We start from the raw sequence: 20,144 nt of genomic DNA, 5'->3' as shown, positions 1-20,144 counted from the left end.
TATAGACGATATTTGCCCGCCAAAAAATAATCCTTCTGCGTTCGCATGCGGCGCGGAACTCTGCTGGCTATCAACTATTCCCGACGAGGATACTGATGATGTTATTTCACACCGGAAAACTGCGTTTACTTGCTGTTGCCACCACGATGCTGGCATCCATGAGTTTTATTTCTGCCGCCGGCGCCGCCGGTCCGACTTATGCGCTGGTACAAATCAATCAGCAGGCCCTGTTCTTTAATCTGATGAATAAAGGCGCGCAGGATGCAGCCAAAGCCAGCGGCAAGGATTTAGTTATTTTTAACTCTAACGATAATCCCGTGGCGCAAAACGACGCGATAGAAAACTATATTCAGCAAGGCGTTAAAGGCATTCTGGTTGCCGCTATCGACGTTAACGGAATTATGCCCGCGGTAAAAGAAGCGGCCGCCGCTAACATTCCAGTGATTGCGATTGATGCCGTATTACCGGCCGGGCCGCAGGCGGCTCAGGTCGGCGTTGATAATATCGAAGGTGGCAGAATTATTGGTCAATACTTCGTGGACTACGTGCAGAAAGAGATGGGTGGCCAGGCGCGGCTGGGTATTGTCGGCGCGCTGAACTCGGCCATTCAGAACCAGCGGCAGAAAGGGTTTGAAGAGACGCTGAAAAGCAATCCGAAAATTACCATCGCTAACGTCGTCGACGGCCAGAACGTACAGGATAAAGCAATGACCGCGGCGGAGAACCTGATTACCGGCAACCCCGATCTGACGGCGATCTATGCCACTGGCGAACCCGCTCTGCTGGGTGCTATCGCCGCCGTGGAAAACCAGGGGCGCCAGAAAGATATTAAAGTCTTTGGCTGGGATCTGACGGCGAAGGCGATTTCCGGTATTGACGGCGGCTACGTCACCGCCGTTCTGCAGCAGGACCCGGAAAAGATGGGGGCCGAAGCCCTGAATGCGCTGAACGCTATCACTGCAGGTAAAACCGTGCCGAAAACCATTCTGGTTCCGGCCACGGTGGTAACCAAAGCGAACGTCGATACCTATCGTTCGCTGTTCAAGTAGGTCAGCGCGCGCCGTTCACGGCTAACAGAGCGGTGAGTTCGTGGCCGTCGGGAAACGCGCTGAGCGTCCCCCGACGGCTAACGGTAATGGCGGCAGCGCGGCTGGCGTGCGCCAGCGCCAGCGCATCCGGCGCGACGCCGCGCAGAATCGCGGACGCCAGCATCACCGCGAGGAACGTGTCGCCAGCGCCGGTGGTGTCTAGCGCCTCGGCGGGGACGGCGGGGCAAAACTGGCGCTGACCCGCCTGAACCAGCCAGGCGCCTGCCGCGCCCTGGGTTACCACTAAGGTTTTCACGCCGTAAGGCTTAAGCTGCTCGGCCTCGGATTCATTGACCACCGCGATGTCGATGAGCGGCCACAGATGGCAAAAGTCAGGATTGACAGGCGAGGGGTTGAATACCGTTGTCATACCGCGGGCTTTGGCGTACTGGAACAGCGCCCGGGTTTTATCCAGGGAGAAATTGCCCTGCTGTAGCAGAATATCGCCCGCAGCGGCCTCCGCCATATGCGGGATAATATCATCAAGGCTGAACGTATCGGCTGCGGCCGTCGTGGTAATGATGGCATTGTCGCCATCAGCGCTATTTAAAATAATCGAGGTGTCGCTATGTTGATTGAAATGGGCGTCGGGTAGTAGCGTCAGTGGTTCATTTTTTATCTGCTGACGGATCCACTCGCCGTTGCTGTCATTTCCCGTGGCGGCAATTAATCGCGTGTCGATTCCGCAGCGGGATAATATAATCGCCTGATTCGCGCCTTTACCGCCGATATCCTGCGAAACTTTAATGCCGTGAATGGACGCGCCTTTTTTCGGTATATCCGGAATGGACCAGGTTTCATCTACGGTAATATTACCAGTAACGTAAACACGCATAGTGTTCCCTTAACAGGATGGATAAGATGGTTGCTATCTCAGCAGAAAAAACGAATGCAATACAAGCTATTTTTTCACGTAATAAAGTTGTTATTGGTGTTATTCATTGCGATCCTTTTCCCGGTACGCCGAAATATCGAGGCAAATCAGTCCCCGGTATTGTTGAGCGTGCACTTCGCGATGCCGAAAATTATATTTCTGGCGGCGTTCACGGCCTGATTATTGAAAACCATGGTGATATTCCTTTTTCCAAACCTGAGGATATCGGTCATGAAACCTCTGCGCTGATGGCGGTGATTACCGAGAAAGTTCGCGAGCGTTTTGGTGTGCCGCTGGGCATTAATGTCCTGGCGAACGCGGCGATCCCGGCGATGGCGATCGCCCTGGCGGGCGGGGCCGATTTCGTCCGCGTAAACCAGTGGGCCAACGCCTATATCGCCAACGAAGGATTTATTGAAGGGGCGGCCGCTAAGGCGCTGCGCTATCGCAGCATGCTGCGCGCTGAACATATTCGCGTCTTTGCCGATAGCCACGTCAAGCACGGTAGCCACGCCATCGTTGCCGATCGTTCGATTCAGGAGCTCACGCGCGACGTGGATTTCTTCGAGGCCGACGCGGTAATTGCGACCGGCCAGCGCACGGGCGATAGCGCAACGATGGAGGAAATTGACGAGATCCGCGCGGCGACGGAGCTACCGCTGCTGGTGGGCTCCGGGGTGACGCCCGCCAACGTGAGTCAGATCCTCGGGCGGACCCAGGGGGTCATTGTGGCCAGTACGATGAAGGTCGATGGCGTCTGGTGGAACGATGTTGAGCTGGCCCGGGTGAAGCATTTTATGTCGGTCGCTCAGGCCGCGCTGGAGGAAGCATAATGGAAGCGTTTAGCGAACGCCTGCTGCGCGAACATCAACCGGCGTGGCAGGCGATGCAGCAGCACCGTTTTGTGACTGATATCGAACAGGATCGTCTGCCGACAGCCGTCTTTAACCGCTATCTGGTGTTTGAGGGCAACTTTGTCGCGACGGCAATCGCGATTTTTGCTCTCGGGGTTAGCAAGGCGCCGGGTATTCATCAGCAGCGCTGGCTTATTGGCGTCCTGAATGCCCTGGTTGACACGCAGATTGCATGGTTTGAACAGGTGTTATCAGAACGGCGTATAACTCCCGCTGATTATCCGGACGATCTGCCCGGCGTGCGGCGCTTTCGCGACGGCATGCTGCGGACGGCCCGGCAGGGAAGCTATGAGCAGATTGTTACCCTGATGTTCGGTGCGGAGTGGATGTATTATTTCTGGTGCCGACGGGCGAGCGAACATCACCAGAGCGATGCGGACGTGCGCCGCTGGGTGGAAATGCACGCGGAGGACGAATTTTATCAGCAGGCGCTCTGGCTGAAGAACGAACTCGACCGCTGCGCCATGGCGCTGAGTGAAAGCGAAAAGCAGGCGCTATCGGCGCTTTACGGCGATGTGCTGCAGTGGGAAATTGATTTCCATTACGCTGCGTACGAAGCGTAGCCGTGCGCTAAATAAAGGGGGGCCGAAGCGGCGCCCCCTGAACGCTGATACTATGATTGGACGCATACTCAGGTTAATCACCGTTTCAGGGAAATCATGAACTATCAGGACGCATTGCAGAGATTATTGTTAAACGACCCGGTAAGAATGAACGCGCTGTACGCCGTTCAGGCGCTGGAACTCAGCGATGGCTGGATTGGCGCCGGCTTTGTCAGGGATGCGGTCTGGGATCATCTGCACGGCTACGGGCAAAGGCCAGTTTCGGGTGATGTGGATGTTGTCTGGTTCGACGCGAAAAGCGGCAGCGCCGCCGACGATAGGGTGCTGGAAGAGAGGCTGAGCCAGCAATCATCCGTCTTTAACTGGTCGGTGAAGAATCAGGCCAGAATGCATCAACGTAACGGTAATAAACCTTATCACTCCACGGAGAATGCGTTGCTGTACTGGCCTGAAACGGCGACGGCTATCGCGGTCAGAATGGGACGTTCAGGGCTTATTGAGGTTATTGCGCCCTACGGGCTGGACGATCTGTTTGCACTCCGTCTGCGGCCCACGCCGGTATTTGCGCAGCATAAGCTGGCTATTTTCCGCCAGCGCGTCGCGGAAAAACGCTGGCTGCAGCGCTATCCAGGCCTGCAGCTGATTGTCCCGACCTGAGCCGTTTCGCCATCACTGCGGGTTAACGCCTGATTTTATGCCATGCCCACTGGGCAGAGTACCGATTTTCCTGCCGTATCCGGGCAAATATCCTGCACGTTGACGCTTATTGATTATACTTTGATGGCAGGTTGTGCTGCTTCAGGCGGTTGCCGCTCTGGGGTAGCAGAACCGACATCCTGGAAATGGGCTTAACCGGTCTGATGAATATTTGATCGTGAAACAGTAATGGAGGTATGGAACGATGGGATTATTAAATTTTGTCAAAGAAGCGGGCGAGAAAATATGGGACGCCGTCTCCGGCGGCAGCAAGGAAGATAAGGCCGACAAGCTGAAAAAACATATTGATGGTCTTAATCTGCCTGGTGCCGAAAAGGTCAATATTGATGTTGCGGACGACGGCACCGCGACGGTTACCGGCGATGTCGGTTCGCAAGAAGATAAGGAAAAAATTCTGGTGGCGGTAGGTAACGTCACCGGCGTTGGTCAGGTTAATGACAGCGTGAAGGTGGCGCAAAGCGGGGCGGAAAGTCGTTATTATACGGTGAAATCCGGCGACACCCTGAGCGCCATTTCAAAAGCGATGTATGGCTCCGCCAATGAGTATCAACGTATTTTTGAAGCCAACAAACCGATGCTGACGCATCCCGATAAAATCTATCCGGGCCAGGTGCTGATTATTCCGGCGAAGTAAGCGGTGAATTCCTTCGGCAGCAGCAGGCCGATGGAATTATCTTCAAGGCCGGCCAGTGACAATATAGGTTTTGTTGCTGGCTGGGGTTGTCCCAGGCGTTTTCCGGACGTCAACGAGTTAAATTCGGTGATGACAGGGATGCGATTATTGCATCCCTGGATCGTTGGATCAGAAGAAATCAATTCGCGTATTGATACCGACGGTGCGACCCATATTAACCTGCGCGACGGCGCTGCTGCCGTTCATATATCCATAGGTACGGTAACGACGGTCGAACAGGTTATCGACATAGACGGAAATATTCATCCGTTCCGTCGCCTGCCAGCCAATGCTGCTGTCCAGGGTGGCGTAGGCGCCTTGCCGCAGCTGGTTGTCGCCATCGAAATAGTGCGGCCCCACCAGATTAACCGCCAGCCGGGGCATCAGTGCGCCATAGCGCGTATCAATCACGCCATTCACGCTGCTTCCCGCGCCGTAACGCGGTACGAACGGCACCCGGTTGCCGTGGTACAGCTCGCTGTCGTTGGTGAATTCGGAACGGATCATGTTGCCATTGATATCCCATGACCAGCCGGGGGCAAACCGCCATTTCGCTTCCAGCTCAACGCCGGTGGCGTCGGCTCTCCCCGCATTGCTTAAGGTCTGCATTCCGACCGGGCCAGAGTAGAGCTGCATATCTTTGGTGTGGGTATAAAAGGTGGCGGCTTGCAGCGTGACATCGGCGGTTTCGTAACGGGTGCCAATTTCATAGTTGATGGATTTTTCCGCGTTGAACGGTTTGGCATCAAGACCTGCGGTAGGCACGATATTGTATCCGGAAGGTTTATATCCCTGGGCGACGCGGGTATATACCCGCCAGTCGTCGGTCAGCAGATAGCCTGCGGAGAGCTGTCCGAGCACCCGGTCGTCATTGCTTTTACCCTGGTCGCCAAATGGGTTTCCCAGCATGCTGCCGTGATACTGCGTGCTGGCTTTATCATGCGAGAAACGCACGCCGCCGCCGATGTCAAAACGTTCGGTTAAATGCCAGGTCAGATCGCTGTAGGCGGCAAGGGTTTCAGCGGTGGTATAGCTGGTGCTGCTTAAATAGGGCATCGTCGGCATATCGTAGGAGGAATTTAGCTTTTCGCGGGTGTTCTGCCGGTACAACCCAAATACCATATCCACGGTACGCGTATCGCCGAGGGTGGCGGCGCGTAGCTCCTGCACATCCTGGTTCCAGCGCTGAGGCATATTGACGATCAACGAGCCGGAAGGGAAGGTCCGGGAATAATTCTGCTGCTGCCAGGCGCCGATCAGATTGAAAACCCAGTCATCGGTAGCGTATTTACCGCTTAGCGTCTGGCTGTCAGTACAGCGCCGTAGGTACGGGTCCGGTGAACCCTCGCCGAGAGACAGCGTACGGCTCTTGAGATCATTCCATGCCACGTAGGCATCCTGTGTAGCGCGAGTGCATTCGCGCGAGGCGGAAAACCCCATTTCCCAGGGCTGGTCGTCCGGCGCCAGACGCAGTTTCACATTCCCGATACTGGCGCGGGTACCGCCTAAATCATCGCTACCGGTCGAGGGGTTAATCATCTCGCCGTCATCAACCTGGCGTAAAAGGGTCACGCTGCCGTATAACAGGCCATCCTGAATCGGGCCGCTCAGGTTGAGTTTGCTTCGATAACTGTCACGACTGCTGACGCCGCCTTCAATATAGCCGCGCGGCGTGCTGTCCGGCTGCTGGGTGACGATGTTAATGATCCCGCCCTGGGCGCTTTTGCCATATAAGGTGCCCTGCGGTCCTCGCAGCAGCTCCACGCTTTGCACATCGGTCAGCGCCTGGATGGTGTTGGTCGAAAGCTGCGGGACGCCATCGACATACAGGGTAACGGCGGGGTTATAAAAGTCCTGGGCCGAAGAGATGCCGCGTAGCGAGATCGTTGAAAAAAGCATGTTGCCGCTATTTTCAATATTCAGCCCTGGCAACACTCTGGGGAGTTTGTCACTGGCGGTAACGCCCGCGTCGCTTAACTCCGTCGCGCTGATAACGGTAGAAGAGACATTATTGGCTGATGCCGAGCGGGAAGACTGTTTGCTGGCGGTGACCACCAACGTGCTTTCATCTTGCTGTGAGGTTTGGCTATGAGCAGCGGCCGGGAGTAAAAATCCCCCCAGAACCAGAGGATAAAACCGTGTCATTTTCATTGTTATGAATCCCTGAAAAACGGCGAGACGCCAAAATACCGATAATGGTGAATTGAAAATGATAACTATTTCTAATTGCACTGCTACCCGAAACGGGTTTATTTCCACCTGTTTCGGGTAGCGGGGCGCTTATTGGGCTGAATGGCGATAACGCTCAATGGCGAGCGCCGTCAGGCGCTTTTTATCTACCTTGCCGACGGCGGTGAGCGGCCAGTGGGTCAGAAACTCAATTTGATCGGGAATCTTCCACGCGCTGATTCCCATTCGGACCAGCTTTTGACGCAGCTGTTGATAGTCAGAGGGAGTGCGTTGCGCGATGATAAACGCGCATATCCGCTCGCCAAGCAGCGTGTCCGGCGCGGCGACCACGGCGCAATCCTTTACGTCTTCCAGACGCATCAGCACCGATTCCACTTCCGCAGCGGCTATTTTCTCTCCGGCGCGGTTGATCTGCTCTTTTATACGCCCCTCAACGTACAGATTTCCCGCCTCATCGAGCCTGACATTGTCGCCCGTACGGTAAAATCCCTGCGCGGTAAAGGCCCGCGCATTGTGCTCGGGAGCGCGATAATAGCCCGTAATAGTATAAGGACCGCGCGTTAATAACTGTCCCGTTTCGCCGGGCGCAACGTCGTTCTCCTCTTCGTCAACGACGTGAATTTCATCCAGGGGAGACATAGGGCGCCCCTGGCTGTGGAGAACGGTGGCCAGAGGATCGTCCAACCGGGTAAAGCAGAGCAGGCCTTCCGCCATACCGAATACCTGTTGCAGGGGACAATCAAACGTCGAGATAACCTGCTCAGCAAGCGTTGGGTCAAGCCGGGCGCCGCCCACCTGAATGACGCGTAGCGAAGAGAGATCGCTGTCTTCCCACTCTCTGGCCTGCACCCAGAGCTGCGCCAGCGCCGGTACCAGGGCGACGTGGGTCACGCCTTGTTCAGCGATTAAAGGCATCACCTCATCGCAGCTGGCGCTGTCGGTCAATACCACTTTTCCGCCGCAGGCAAGGGTTCCCAGAATACCGGGGCAGGCCAGCGGAAAGTTATGCGCCACGGGGAGGACGGCGAGATACACGCTCTGTGGCTTAAGGCCGCACAGTTCGGCGGAGGCGCTGAAGTTATAGCTATAGTCAGCGTGCCGTCGCGGGATAAGCTTTGGCGTCCCGGTGGTGCCGCCTGAGAGCAGCAGCAGCGCGGTGCCGGCAGCATCGGGCTGCGGCCACGCCTGCCGTTCGCCGCGGAGCGAGAAGAGCGGCGTAAAATCGTCGCCTTCGGTCTCACCTGCGACCAGAACTTGCCGCAGGCAGGCGTGTTTGCGCGCCATCTGGCGGGCCAGGTCCGCGTGGCTTTCTCCATGAATCACATAAGCGGCCGGTTGCGCCAGCGCGATCAGCGCGTCAATATCCAGCGCCCGCTGCGAGGGCATCGCCAGAACAGGGATAACGCCCAGTCTTAACAGCGCGAACAGCAGGATCACAAATGCGTTGCCGTTGGGGAGCTGGATAAGCACATGTTCTCCCGGACGCAAACCCAGCGAGTATAACCCTGCAGCAAGCTCATCGACCCGAAGATCGAGCGCGCTGTAGGTCAGCGAGCCTTTGGCATCAACGACAGCAGTTCGCGAGGGATAGCGAGCTGCCCAGTGGCGCAGCTGTTCAGCAATGGGGAAGGGATACTGTTTTATCAGAGAATCAAAAGAAGAATGCATGCGTCACCTTTCTGAAGTGCAGGACCGATTTTGCAAAGCGGTCGTCGCAGAAAATACGTGGGGAAAATGGTGAATAATCTGCGTAAAAAAGGCCCTGGATTGTTGCAGCAGATAAAAATGGTCGCCGTCAATCACCACCTCGCCTGCGATATGGTTCAGCCACGGACGCCAGGCCTCCATCTCCGGCCAGGAGGCTTCACGATCGCGGCTGCCGCACACGAGCAGCGCAGGCGTGCGCAGCGGCGGAAAATCGTCGAGCGAGTCGTAGTGATAGTGCTCAGTAGCGTAAAAATCAGCGCGCAGAAGAGGAAGAAATAGCGACAGTAGCTCCTTGTTTTCCTGTAGTTCAGGCGAACATCCGCCGATATCGATCAGTTCAGCGATAAAGTCGGCATCATCGCGGTCGCTGAGCCTGCGCCGGGAATGCAGATGAGGGGCATGGCAGCCGGAAATAATCAGCCCTTGCGGGGGAAGCCCCCGTTGTTCCAGAAGCCGGCAGGTTTCAAACGCCACCTGCGCGCCCATGCTGTGCCCGGCAAGTAAAAGCGGGGCGTCAGGCGATACGCCCTCTTCCAGTTCGTCCGCCAGCAGCGACGCCAGTTGCGTAATGCTGCTGAGCGGCGCCAGATGGCGCAGGCGATCGCGCCCCGGCCAGGTCACCAGGGAAAGCGCGATCTCCGCCATGGGGTGGTCTCGCCAGCGGCGAAACGCGCTACTGCTGCCGCCCGCGAAGGGGCACATCACCAGATGCGCCGTACTGGCGTTGCGGGCGGGCCATAACGGTATACACATGGTAGATTGCATCACCGGGACTCCTCATCGTGGCGGTAGAAAGCCGTTAACCGGTCGTGACGTGGCGGCTTCAGGTGTCGGATCTCGGCATTGCCGGTCGCGCGTAAAATCTGCTGCCATAACTGTGATAACGCGAGCTGATGAGCGGAGTGGCAGGCCGCCGGCAGATTTCCACCCGCCAGATGGCAGCGCAGCTGCTGTAGCAACCTGCCGACCCCCTCCGGTCCGGCGGTTTCACAGCAATCACGCCAGCTCAGGGGAGCCGCGCTGCGCGTCTGACCCGGCGGGTCGCGCAGGATCTCCGGCCTGCGGTAGAGACTACGAACATTCGCCTGATGTTCTGCGACAAACAGGCTGGATGACCAGACCACGGGGCCGTAGCTTGCCTCCAGCGAAAGATGACCTTCCGGCCAGCCCAGCAGCAAACGGTGCATAATCAGGCTGTGCATATCAGGATCGTCAGGATCGAGATAGCGCTGAAGTAGCAGACAGGCTTCTCCCGCCGGCCAGAAAAGTCTCAGACAGTGAAAGTCGCTAAAGCTACCGACCACTTCGCACGCCACGCTGGCGGCATCAACCTCTAGAGCCAGCAACAACAAATCCAGCGTGGAGTAGAGCAACTGTCGGCTGGTGGTTGCGTGAGCAACCGACGGCGCCTGATCCAGGCTGCGACGTAACCGCTGCGCATCCCCGAGCCAGGCGCGACCCGCACGCGCGTGCGGATAAAACGTGTTGACCCAATAGCAGCGGCCCCGTTCCTGCGCCAGCGCTTGTAAAGAACGGACGTCATCCGGGTGGAGGGGATGTTCCTGAATCACATGCACGCCGCGGGTCAAAAAGTGCCGGGCAAGCTGGGTTCCGCTCCCGCCGGCGACGGTTGAGCGCACGACTATACAGGCGATATCCGGCATCTCGGCGATCTGTTCCGGCGAGGTATACAGCGGGATTCCAAACGCACAGGCCAGCTCTCTCGATCGCGCGCTTCCCTGGGACAGAAGACCAACCAGTTCCAGCCCCTCCTGGGGCTGCATAAAGGCGTTGAGGTACATTTCGCCAAATTTAGCGCCCACAATCAGTACGCGTTGCTTAGGGGCGGCGGACGGCATCATAACGTGTTCTCCGGTTGCGTTGAGGTTGCGCCGAGCCAGCGCTTGATATGCTGCGCACAGGTCTGAACGTGGGGGGGATCCAGCATGATTTGCCAATGGCTGGCTTTAATCGCATAGCTGTCGGCGCGGTCTATCCAGGTTTGCCATTCGGTTTCCGCTGGCGTCCAGCGCGCGGGTCTCATCGCGGCATGCACGATGAGACAGGGGAGCGGAACGGTTTCGTCCGGCGTATGCTCGGTCAGTAAGCGCAGCAGATGCGCGATGTTGTCGATCCACGCTTCCGCCGCCTGTAGCGTCAGGTTTTGCGCCATCATTCCCGCCGTTCTGGCAAGGTCGATAAAATCGGCAAGCTGGCGGTCGGGCGTCAGCCGATCGAAATGTTCCGGCAGCGCCAGCGGCGTATCGCCTTCGGCTAACAGCCGCAGCAGGGCCGTCCGGTTTGCGCAACGAAAATCCTGTCGACACACGGGATCGATTAACGCCAGCCGTACCTGCTCGCCTTTGGCATCCAGGCGCTGCGCGGCGCCCGCCGCAAGAAAAGCGCCATACGACCAACCCGCCAGAACATAAGGGCCGTGCGGCTGCTGGCGGCGGATACTCGCGACATACTCATCGATCATCCGATCAAGCGTGGCAAAACGCTGCGGCGATTTTGCCTGCAGGCCAAAAACGGGCATATTCAGCGCGCTGGCGAGCGGCAGCCAGGCGCTGATATCGCCGTCTGAAGCATGGAAAACAAACAACGTTTCGTCGCCACCGCCCTGGCAAATGGGCACAGGATTCTCCTCTGCCGACGAACAGGCCTGCAGATGGGCGCAGAAGTCGCTGAGCGTTGAATGGGTGAACAGATCCTGAAGGCTGGCGCTGGCAATCCCTCTGCGGTTCAACTGCGCGACCATCCTTGTCGCCATCAGGCTATCGCCGCCCAGCGCGAAAAAGTCGTGATGTCTGGCCACGGGGCGAGACAGCAGCGTTTGCCAGAGTTCAGCGACCTGTTTTTCCAGCGCCGGATCTCCCCCGGAGCTCGGTGTCGATTCGGCTGGCGCAATCTGTGCGTCAGGCGGGGCCGATAGCGGAGTAAATAACGTTTCTCGCTGCCGGATCTGCAACGCGGGCAGGGGGGCGCCAAAACGCTGCTGCAGATAGCGGCTCACGGCTGCTTTATCCGGGCGATTCACCCCAGGCGAACGTGCGACCAGCAGATGCTGGCGCAGCGGCGACGATTCCTGCGGCGGCCAGGCCAGTTCGTTGGCAAAACCGGCCTGCACAAGCACTTCCTGCCACGCCGAACGGGTGAGCATAGGTTTTTCATCCCGGCGGCGGAAATCGCGGTATCCGCTTAACCCTTCGATAAAGCCGACGCTCGCCAGCTGGAATACGCTGTTTCGTTCCGTCGCTTCAACGATCAGCAGACGTCCGCCGGCTTTCAGCAACCGCTTTAATCGGCGCAACGACTGTACGACATGGCTGGCGTCGTGAAGCACGTTGACGGCAATAATCAGGTCGTAACCCGCCTCGGGGTGGGCGGTAAAATCCAGCGGCTGGTTGATATCGAATAAGGCGTAAGACACCCGCGATTCATCGTGGAAACGGGTTCGGGCGTCGTTGAGGAACTGCGCGGAGACATCCGTGAAGTGGTATGACAGCCGCGTGTTTCGCGTGGCCTTCAGCACCGGTTCCGCGGTGGCTGCGGTTCCGGCGCCCACCTCGAGGATCCGTTCTGCGCCGCAAAGGGCGGCAATCTGCGCGGTATAGCGATTCAGACAAGCGCTGGCGGGGTTTTCGCGATACAGCGCGTCGGTTACGCGCAACGACTCGTTGAACAGCAGTTCCAGCGGCGAACACTGCCCGAAGAAGAGGTCGTCGTGCCGGGCGATGCAGGCGTCCAGATACTGCGCCAGCGCCTGGCTCCAGTGGGTTTGCGGGCAAGCTTCGTGAGGCTCGGGAATTTCGCTGAGCGGAATGCGGCAGCGCCAGCTATCCCCCTCGCGCACTAACCATTCTCTTTCCGCCAGACACTGCAGCCACTGGCGTAGCAGGCGCCGGTGTGACGCTTGCGCGCCCAGCGCCTGTACTATTTCGCCAAATGGGTGGGCAACCTCCTGGGTGGTGAACAGACGGTGGCGATGTAGCGTTGCGGCAATCCCCTGCAGCGCACGCGCCTCCAGCCAGCGCCAGGTCGCTTCCAGCTCGTCAAGTTGCGTCTGTTCAGGCAACGGCAGCGCCAGTGAGGCGAGATCGTGCTCATCATGTAACGGCGCTGAGGGCGGTGGATCCTCGGTCATAACGATATCCAGGGTTAACGCGCCATTTTCGCTTAATTCCGCTCTGGCCTGTTGGATGCCGGGGTATTCCTGCGCCGCTTGCTCAATATCGCGCAGATCGTAGTCTGTCTGCGCGTTCAGCGGCCAGCGGCGGCGGGGAATGTGTTCGGCAATGCCGCTGTCCATGGTCTTCAGGCCTTCAGGGGTGGCAATGGCGGCCTGCAGGATGGCGCAGTAGTCATTAAACATCGCTTCAGCCGCGCCCGGTTCCAGCACGTTGTCCATGCAGTACCAGCTAAACGTCAACGCGCCATCGCTCTCCATCACCTGATGATCCAGCCAGACCTGCGGCGTTTGCGTAAAGACATAGCAGGGTTCGCCGAACAGATGACTCATTGCCCGGTCAATAGCCATTCCTTCCAGCGTCATCCCCAGCATGCTGGTAAACACCACCGGCATCAGCGGTTGACGCTGGGATCCGCGCTGGCGCCCCAGCTCGCGGATCGCCTCAACGCCGTTCACTTCGCTGTGCGCCATGTTTTGCCAGAGGCGCTGCTGGGTCCGTTGCATCTGCTCCTGCAGCGTTAGCGGCGTTGAGAAGTTAAAATCAACCAGCGTGACGGAGGTAAAATCCCCGATCAACTGATTGATTTGCGGGTGGATCGGCTGGCGATTGAAGAACGTCAGGTTCAGCGTAAATGCCGTGGTACGGCTCCAGCGCTCAAGGGTGGCGGCAAACAGCGTGAGCAGCGCGGCGGAGGGGGTGAGGCCCTGCTGCTGCCAGCGTTGTTTCGCCGCCTGCCACTCTTGCCTGTCAAGCGTCGAAGTGAACGTGGTGAAGTGCGGGGTTTCCGGCGGTGTCTCCACCACCGGCAGTTCCGGCGCTGAAGGCAGTTGCGGCAGTTTTTCCTGCCAGTAATCCCAGGCATCGTGCCATGCTGTTGTTTGCCGGCGCGCCTGTTCAGCCATCACGTAATCGCGGAAGGTGATATCGAGCGGCGGCAGGGTTTCTCCGCGCCAGACCAGGGCCAAATCATCCATCATGACTTTAAAGCTCTGCACATCGAACTGCAGAAGATCGAGGTTCATGTGCAGGCGGTAGCGGCAATCGTCGATTTCGCTGACCACCAGCTCAAAGAGCGGCCACCGGTCGGCAGGTAAAACGCGATAGCTCAGTTCATGGCGCCGTTTTTCCAGCGCCTGGCGCTGCTCTTGCGGGGGAAGCGCGCGCAGATCGTCGCGCGGGATACGATACGTCGGGGTTGTCGCCAGAACGCGCTGTTGTCCATCTGCATCCACCACCATCCGCAGCATATCGTGGCGGGCAATGAGCTGGTTCCATGCTTTCTCCAGTACGGCGAGATCGAACTCATCGTGGCGTTTATCCCATTCAAACAGCACGTGACAGGCAACGCCGCCATAGCCAATAAGATGGGTTCTGCCCAACCAGTAGGCATGCTGAATCGGCGTCAACGGGAAGGGCGCGTAACGCTCAGCGGCATCGTGCTGCAACGCTTCCGGCGGCGATACGGCAGTCGCCGTCTCTGCCTGAGAACAGATAAGCTGTGTGAGCCCGTGCGGCGAGAGATCCTGCCACGCCCGTTCCGCGTTGATGCGTACACCCAGGTCATGTTGAATATCGCTGCTGAGTTCAAGAAAGAGCAGCGAGTCCATTCCCAGCTGTAACAGATCCTGATCTGCGTTCAGCGAAGCAGAATCGTCCAGTCTTAGCTGCACCGCAATGCGATTTTTCAGCCATGTCATCACCGCCGCTTTATCGCTGATGCTACCGTGAAAAGCATGGTTATCAGCGGGAGTCGCGGCCGGAATCGCGGCGTGTTCTGTTGCTGCGGCGTTAAACAGAGCCTGCTGCAGCGGGGGCATTTTGTCGGTGAAAACGCGCATGGCCAGTCGCCAGGCGGCGCCGCGCATCACCGCTTGTTCAAGGTGCCATCGCCCCTCGGCATCGCTTAACGCGCCCATGCCACGATCGGCAAGGGTCGTCAGCATCTCCGTCGTAGCCGCCCGGCCGCTTTCTCCCCATGCGCCCCAGGCGATGGAGAGCACTTTCGGCGTATCAAGGGAGGAGAACTGCCGGGCGAGCCCGTCAAGATACCCGCAGGCCAGCGCATGGGCGCTCTGGCCTGGCGCGCCGAGGGCGGCGGCAGCGGACGAATAGAGAATCAGATAACGGGCGTCGTGGTTGCCCAGCGTTTGTAATAGCTGGCTTGCCGCCTGCGCTTTGACCGCGAAAACGGCGGCCAGCTGGTGGTCATCGAGTTCCTGCAAGGGCCCATCAGCCAATACGCCAGCGGTATGAATCGCTCCGGCAATGCCGCCGCTGGTCGCCAGCTCATCAAGAACACGGGCCAGCTCTCCGGCATCACCCACATCACAACGGCAGACGCGAATCTCCACGTCCGCTGTGTCGCCTGGCCATGACGCATCCACGCGCGGCGCCAGTAGCGCGATGCGGCGCGCCCCTTTTTCTCTGAGCCAGTTCAAGGCAAGGCGGCCCAGTCCGCCAAACGCCCCGGTCACCAGATGCCAGCGGTTATCGCCGGCAAACACCTTCGCCGGTAATTCGGCGGCGCATCCCGCATTGGGCGCCAGCGAAGGGAGCCAGAAGCCATTATCCCGGGCTGCAAGCCAGCGTTGTGACAATGAAACAGCGCTTAATCCTTGACGCAGCGTTTCCCACGAGGCGTTTTCAGCCATATCGATAGCGGAGATTAACCGTTCCGGCTGTTCATTGGCCGCGACGCGAAGCATAGCCCACAGCGCGTGATGGGCCGCTGATAGCGCCTCGTTTTCCTCGATTCGCCACGCGCGGCGGGTGACGACAATCAAGCCGCCTGGGCTGGCGGTGAGCGCCTCTTTCACCTGTGTCGCTAACGCCAGCGTCTCCTCGCTCTCGTCGACAATCATCAGGACAGAAGGGGCCTGCGGATCGTGAAGAATGCCGTATTGCGCCAGCGCCTCTTCGTGGGCAAGGGTACCGGCGCTGAAGCGGAATGCCAGCGGGCGGCTATTACTGTCGATGCAAAGGGGCCTCCAGCGCCAATGATAATGCGTCTGCGGCGCAGGAAGCGGCGCGTCGGGCGCCAGCGGCAGCCACTTGCCGTCTGGATGACGGGCTTCCACGCGCATCTCGCCGCGGGAAAAGGCTGCGTTTCGCCAGCTTAATCGCACCTCCCCCAGACATTGCGGGGCGGTAACGAGGGGCGGTTTCACGGGGGAATCGTCGCCGTGCCGCGCGGAGAGGCGCCGCCAGGCCTCCTGCCAGCGGGCGGTAAACCGTTCCGGCTGACCTGCGCAATCGGACCAGTTGGCGAGATAATCAGGGTTATCCGGCAACGTCTGTTCCAGCGCGGATTCTGATGACGTGGACATCCCCTGGCCGGGCAGGGTGGCGAGAATGATATGTTCGCTCATACCGGCGGTCGGGCTGTCGTCCTGCGGTAGCCACGCTACTTTGCTGAATCCGGCGCTTCGGCACTGCTGCTGCCACTGATGGGGGGTGAGGAAGAGCTCGCCTTCGCGGGCGTCGATATCCTGTAGCGGGAGGACCAGCGGGCCGAAAACGAAATCAAACAGACGCATTGGCTGGGTGATTTCGCGCATCAGCAGGCGCCCGCCCGGCTTGAGCAAGGGACGCAGATTATCGAGGGTTCGACCGATATGGCGCGTGGCATGGATCACGTTAGCCGCGACGATAAGATCGTAAGACTGCGCCGCAAAGCCCTGAGACTGCGCCTCTTGTTCGAGATCCAGCTCGTCGTAATGCACAAAGTCATAGTCGGCGAATTTCTGCTGCGCACGGCGGGTGAACAGTGCGGAGATATCGGTGAAGTGGTACTCCAGCGCCGGTACGTCTTTGAGTTCAGGCAGCAGCCATGCGGTGGTGCCGCCGGTTCCGCCGCCGACTTCAAGAATGCGCAGCGGCTGATGGGGCTGACGCGCCTGGACGATACCCCGTACTACCCCGGCGGCAATCTGGTTGAAATAGCGGCCAAAGCTGAATTCCTGATATAGCACCTCTACGCCGTCGGAAGCGCCTTGCGGGAAGATAATCGCCACCGGCTCTTCCGCGCCGCTCATCATGTCGTATAACCGATCGCCGGCACGGGCGATGGTATCGGGGATAGCCTGATAACCTTCACAATAATCGGCGAGTTCCGTCAGCAGAATGTCCCGCTGCTGATGTTCAATGAGGCGGGCGCGGTAGTAGCGCCCCTCAGCGCAGCGGTAGTCGCCGTCGACCACGCAGTTATTTAGCAGGCGCTGAAGCAGCTGCTGGTAGCGGGGCATCAGTCGTCCATGGCGCATAATGGTGATGGCGTCCACGCCGTTATCTATCGCATCGCCCGTACAGCGTTGTACCAGCCGATCGACATAGATGGCGTGCAGTCGCGTGGCGCACTGTTTAAGCGCCTCCAGACGGGGGAGTTCGAGCGCTGTCGCGGCGCTGTTGGCCACCGCTAATCCAGCGGCAAGTACAGCATCGGCAGGCTCACAGGCGGAGGTGGCGCGTTCTTTCCAGTAACGCTCGGTCGCAAACGGATAGCATGGCGCGGAGATACGTTGCCCATCGCCTGCCAGAAGATCGGCCCACGGTAAGGTGATGCCGGCCGCGTATAGCTGGAGAAGCGCCTGATTCAGGACAGCGCTCGCCTCCTGTTTACGCCGGGCGCTGGCTATCCAGTAAGCGTCATCGCGGTATTCGCGCTGTCCGGAGGCAATCAGCTGGGCGTCGGGCCCCATTTCAACAAAAACGCGGGCACCGAGCTTGCGCGCCGCCTGAATACTCTGAATAAAACGTACCGGCTGGCGCATATGGCGGCGCCAGTAATCCGCCTGGTTGAGCGTCGCCTCGTCAATGAGTTCGGCGGTAAGCGTGGAAATCAGCGGTATTTGTCCCGGCTCGGCGAGCAGACCCGCGCAGGCCTCCTGGAAGCGATCGAGTATTGGTTCAAGTAAAGCGGAGTGCGCCGCGCCGGTTACGCTCAGGCGACGATAGTCGATCTCGTGTTGCGAAAGCGCGGCGCAAAACTCCGCGATACGGGCTTCCGGCCCGGAAAAGACCGTATGCCGGGTGCCGTTGTTGGCGGCGAGATCCAGCTCGAACTGACGGGCCAACGGCATCAGCGCCTCTTCTTGCGCAAATACCGCCACCATCGCGCCGCTTGCGCACAGCTGCATCAGCGCGCCGCGCCGACATACCAGCGGCATGACCTGCTCAATGGTATAGTGTCCGCAGACAACGGCAGCGGCAAATTCGCCGACGGAGTGACCCATGGCGAAGTCGGCCTTCAGTCCTTCAGCGCGCCAGTGGGCCGCCATCGCGATTTCGAACGCGACAATCGCCGGCTGGGCCCAGGCCATATTGTCAAGCTGCGCTGAATCGGGATTAAACATCGCTTCCCGTAGCGAAGGCGTGAGCATGTCACGACAGGCGGCAAAACAGCGCTCCAGCATATCGGCAAACGCCGTTGAGTGCTGGTACAGAGACTGACCCATAGTGCGCCAGTGCGAACCCTGCCCGGTAAACAGCCACACCTGTTTGCCGCTGGCGCCGTGGCCGCTATAGACCGGCGAAGTCGATTTCGCGCCAGCCCAGGCGCTGAGCGAGGCGGCGGTGTCATGATTTAATGGCGCCGCCAGGCGGAAGGGAAGATCGAGACGGCGCGCGCGTAACGCCGTGAAGGCCAGATTGTTGGCATCCGCGTTCTCCCTCAGCGCCGCGGCATAGTCCGCTGCCAGCTGCCGCAACGCGGTGTCGCTGGCGGCGCTGAGCAACAGCGCGGAACTCTGGCTGCCGTCATCCGCGGCGGGGTAGCTTATGTTGAGTTCGTCGGGCAGCGAAGCGACGATCATATGGCAGTTGGTGCCGCCAATACCGAAGGAGGAGACGCCCGCGTAGCGCACTTCGTCCTGCCACTCCTGCGCCGTCACCGGCACGGTAAAGGGGCTTTCCTCGAGCTTAAGCGCCGGGTTTGGCGTGTGAAAATTCAGCATTGGCGGAATTTTTCCGCGACTGACCGCCAGAACGGTTTTCAGCAGTCCGGCAATGCCCGCCGCGGTATCCAGGTGACCAACGTTGCTCTTCACGGAACCCAGCGCGCAGCGCTGTTGCGGCGGGCGGGGAGCGTAGACGTTGCGCAGGGCTTCTATTTCAATCGCGTCTCCCAGCGGCGTGCCGGTACCGTGGGTTTCAATGTAGCCGATCTGCCTGTCGTCGATGGCCGCCAGCATTAACGCCTCTTCGATGACCGCTTGCTGTCCTGCCACCGACGGCGCGGTATAACCCACTTTTCTGTTTCCGTCGTTGTTGACCGCGCTGGAGAGGATCACCGCGATAATTGGATCGCCTGACAGCAGCGCGTCCTTCAGGCGACGCAGCACCACGCAGCCGAGACCGTTGCCGGCCCAGGTGCCCTCTGCCGAGGCGTCAAAAGGGCGACAGTGCCCATCGGGAGAGAAAATCATCCCGGGCTGGTAGCGGTAACCCGCCTGCTGGGGGAAGGAAAGCGCCACTCCGCCGGCTACCGCCATATCGGATTCGCCTGCGCGCAGGCTTTCGCAGGCCAGATGGACCGCAACCAGCGAACTGGAGCAGGCGGTCTGTACCGATAACGCCGGGCCGTGCAGATTGAGTTTGTAGGCCGCGCGGGTGGCTATATAGTCCTTGTCATTGCCCATCAGAGACTGCAGGCCCTTGACCTGTGCGACCTCTGTCACGTTCAGGGCTTCGCGGCCGGGATAGGTGCTCATCCGCGAAGAGGCGAAAACGCCGGTCTTATGGGGGACGGCGCCCGGGGCGTAACCTGCATGCTCCAGCGCATGCCAGACCGCCTGTAAAAACAGGCGCTGCTGGGGATCTATCGACTCCGCTTCCTGCCGCGAATAGCCAAACAGGGTGGCATCGAAGCAGTCAGCGTTGTCTAAAACCGTTCCAATATTGACGTAACAAGGATCGTCAATAATGGCGGTATCCAGCCCGGCGGCCAGAAGCGCTTCGCGCGTAAAGCGTCGGCTGCATTCGCGGCCTTCCAGCAGATTTCGCCAGAAGGTTTCGCCATCCGGCGCTTCAGGAAAATGGCAGGCGTAGCCGATGACTGCGACAGGTTCGCAGTCCGGGTAGCGTTGAGCGATCGATGCATCAATGGAATCTGCTGTTGGCGCAGAAGAGAAGCGCAAGTTATCCATAATCGGTCCCGTTTCCTAAAATTGACAAAGTCAGTGGCGCGCCATGCGTTGGCGATGGCGTCCGGGAAAAGTCAGTTTGTTTC

General features: G+C 59.1%; 11 protein-coding genes. 5 read left to right on the top strand and 6 right to left on the bottom strand.

The genetic code is table 11. From position 1 onward, the window contains the following. Positions 1-95 precede the first annotated feature (95 nt). A complete protein-coding gene (locus tag F8562_RS15980; protein ID WP_014229396.1) occupies positions 96-1,049 on the top strand; it encodes a substrate-binding domain-containing protein in 954 nt (317 codons plus the stop codon). 1 nt (position 1,050) lies between these two features. Here the strand turns inward: F8562_RS15980 and F8562_RS15975 are convergent, their stop codons facing one another. Beyond that, complete coding sequence (locus tag F8562_RS15975) at positions 1,051-1,923, bottom strand: PfkB family carbohydrate kinase (RefSeq protein ID WP_014838508.1); 873 nt, start codon at positions 1,921-1,923, stop codon at positions 1,051-1,053. 26 nt (positions 1,924-1,949) lie between these two features. Between F8562_RS15975 and F8562_RS15970 the strand changes: the two genes are divergently transcribed. The 4 genes from F8562_RS15970 to lysM all read left to right on the top strand — a co-directional run bounded on the left by F8562_RS15970 (position 1,950) and on the right by lysM (position 4,790). After that, positions 1,950-2,795 (top strand): BtpA/SgcQ family protein, encoded by an 846-nt coding sequence (locus tag F8562_RS15970; protein WP_014229394.1) that lies wholly within the window; start codon positions 1,950-1,952, stop codon positions 2,793-2,795. Further along, positions 2,795-3,439 carry a TenA family protein gene (locus F8562_RS15965; protein WP_014838507.1) on the top strand — a complete coding sequence of 215 codons (645 nt, stop codon included), beginning with the start codon at positions 2,795-2,797 and terminating at the stop codon, positions 3,437-3,439. The genes F8562_RS15970 and F8562_RS15965 overlap by 1 nt, the downstream gene beginning before the upstream one ends. A 96-nt stretch (positions 3,440-3,535) precedes the next feature. Further along, complete coding sequence (locus F8562_RS15960) at positions 3,536-4,096, top strand: nucleotidyltransferase family protein (RefSeq protein WP_014838506.1); 561 nt, start codon at positions 3,536-3,538, stop codon at positions 4,094-4,096. A 244-nt stretch (positions 4,097-4,340) separates the two neighbouring features. Then, positions 4,341-4,790 (top strand): peptidoglycan-binding protein LysM, encoded by a 450-nt coding sequence (gene lysM, locus F8562_RS15955; protein ID WP_009652149.1) that lies wholly within the window; start codon positions 4,341-4,343, stop codon positions 4,788-4,790. 168 nt (positions 4,791-4,958) lie between these two features. Here the strand turns inward: lysM and fyuA are convergent, their stop codons facing one another. The 5 genes from fyuA to irp1 form a co-directional block, all read right to left on the bottom strand. Beyond that, positions 4,959-6,980, bottom strand: a complete 2,022-nt coding sequence (gene fyuA / locus F8562_RS15950; RefSeq protein WP_032694981.1) for a siderophore yersiniabactin receptor FyuA — start codon at positions 6,978-6,980, stop codon at positions 4,959-4,961. 129 nt (positions 6,981-7,109) lie between these two features. Next, entirely contained in the window at positions 7,110-8,687 is a 1,578-nt protein-coding gene (ybtE, locus tag F8562_RS15945) for a yersiniabactin biosynthesis salycil-AMP ligase YbtE (protein WP_014229386.1), read from the bottom strand. A 3-nt stretch (positions 8,688-8,690) separates the two neighbouring features. Then, on the bottom strand, positions 8,691-9,494 hold the full coding sequence (locus F8562_RS15940; protein ID WP_094909319.1) for a thioesterase II family protein: 804 nt from the start codon (positions 9,492-9,494) through the stop codon (positions 8,691-8,693). Then, positions 9,491-10,588 (bottom strand): thiazolinyl imide reductase, encoded by a 1,098-nt coding sequence (locus F8562_RS15935; RefSeq protein WP_014838503.1) that lies wholly within the window; start codon positions 10,586-10,588, stop codon positions 9,491-9,493. The genes F8562_RS15940 and F8562_RS15935 overlap by 4 nt, the downstream gene beginning before the upstream one ends. Then, positions 10,585-20,061, bottom strand: a complete 9,477-nt coding sequence (gene irp1, locus F8562_RS15930; protein WP_094909320.1) for a yersiniabactin polyketide synthase HMWP1 — start codon at positions 20,059-20,061, stop codon at positions 10,585-10,587. Before irp1 ends, F8562_RS15935 begins: the two co-directional genes overlap by 4 nt. Between the last annotated feature and the right edge of the window lie 83 nt (positions 20,062-20,144).

This window comes from Klebsiella sp. RCJ4 (assembly GCF_009025755.1).
Lineage (GTDB): Bacteria > Pseudomonadota > Gammaproteobacteria > Enterobacterales > Enterobacteriaceae > Klebsiella > Klebsiella michiganensis.
This window is presented reverse-complemented; position numbering and strand designations above follow the sequence as displayed.

Coding starts and splice junctions, on each gene's coding strand:
- F8562_RS15980 (WP_014229396.1), top strand. CDS start 96: ATGATGTTATTTCACACCGGAAAACTGCGTTTACTTGCTGTTGCCACC.
- F8562_RS15975 (WP_014838508.1), bottom strand. CDS start 1,923: ATGCGTGTTTACGTTACTGGTAATATTACCGTAGATGAAACCTGGTCC.
- F8562_RS15970 (WP_014229394.1), top strand. CDS start 1,950: ATGGTTGCTATCTCAGCAGAAAAAACGAATGCAATACAAGCTATTTTT.
- F8562_RS15965 (WP_014838507.1), top strand. CDS start 2,795: ATGGAAGCGTTTAGCGAACGCCTGCTGCGCGAACATCAACCGGCGTGG.
- F8562_RS15960 (WP_014838506.1), top strand. CDS start 3,536: ATGAACTATCAGGACGCATTGCAGAGATTATTGTTAAACGACCCGGTA.
- lysM (WP_009652149.1), top strand. CDS start 4,341: ATGGGATTATTAAATTTTGTCAAAGAAGCGGGCGAGAAAATATGGGAC.
- fyuA (WP_032694981.1), bottom strand. CDS start 6,980: ATGAAAATGACACGGTTTTATCCTCTGGTTCTGGGGGGATTTTTACTC.
- ybtE (WP_014229386.1), bottom strand. CDS start 8,687: ATGCATTCTTCTTTTGATTCTCTGATAAAACAGTATCCCTTCCCCATT.
- F8562_RS15935 (WP_014838503.1), bottom strand. CDS start 10,588: ATGATGCCGTCCGCCGCCCCTAAGCAACGCGTACTGATTGTGGGCGCT.
- irp1 (WP_094909320.1), bottom strand. CDS start 20,061: ATGGATAACTTGCGCTTCTCTTCTGCGCCAACAGCAGATTCCATTGAT.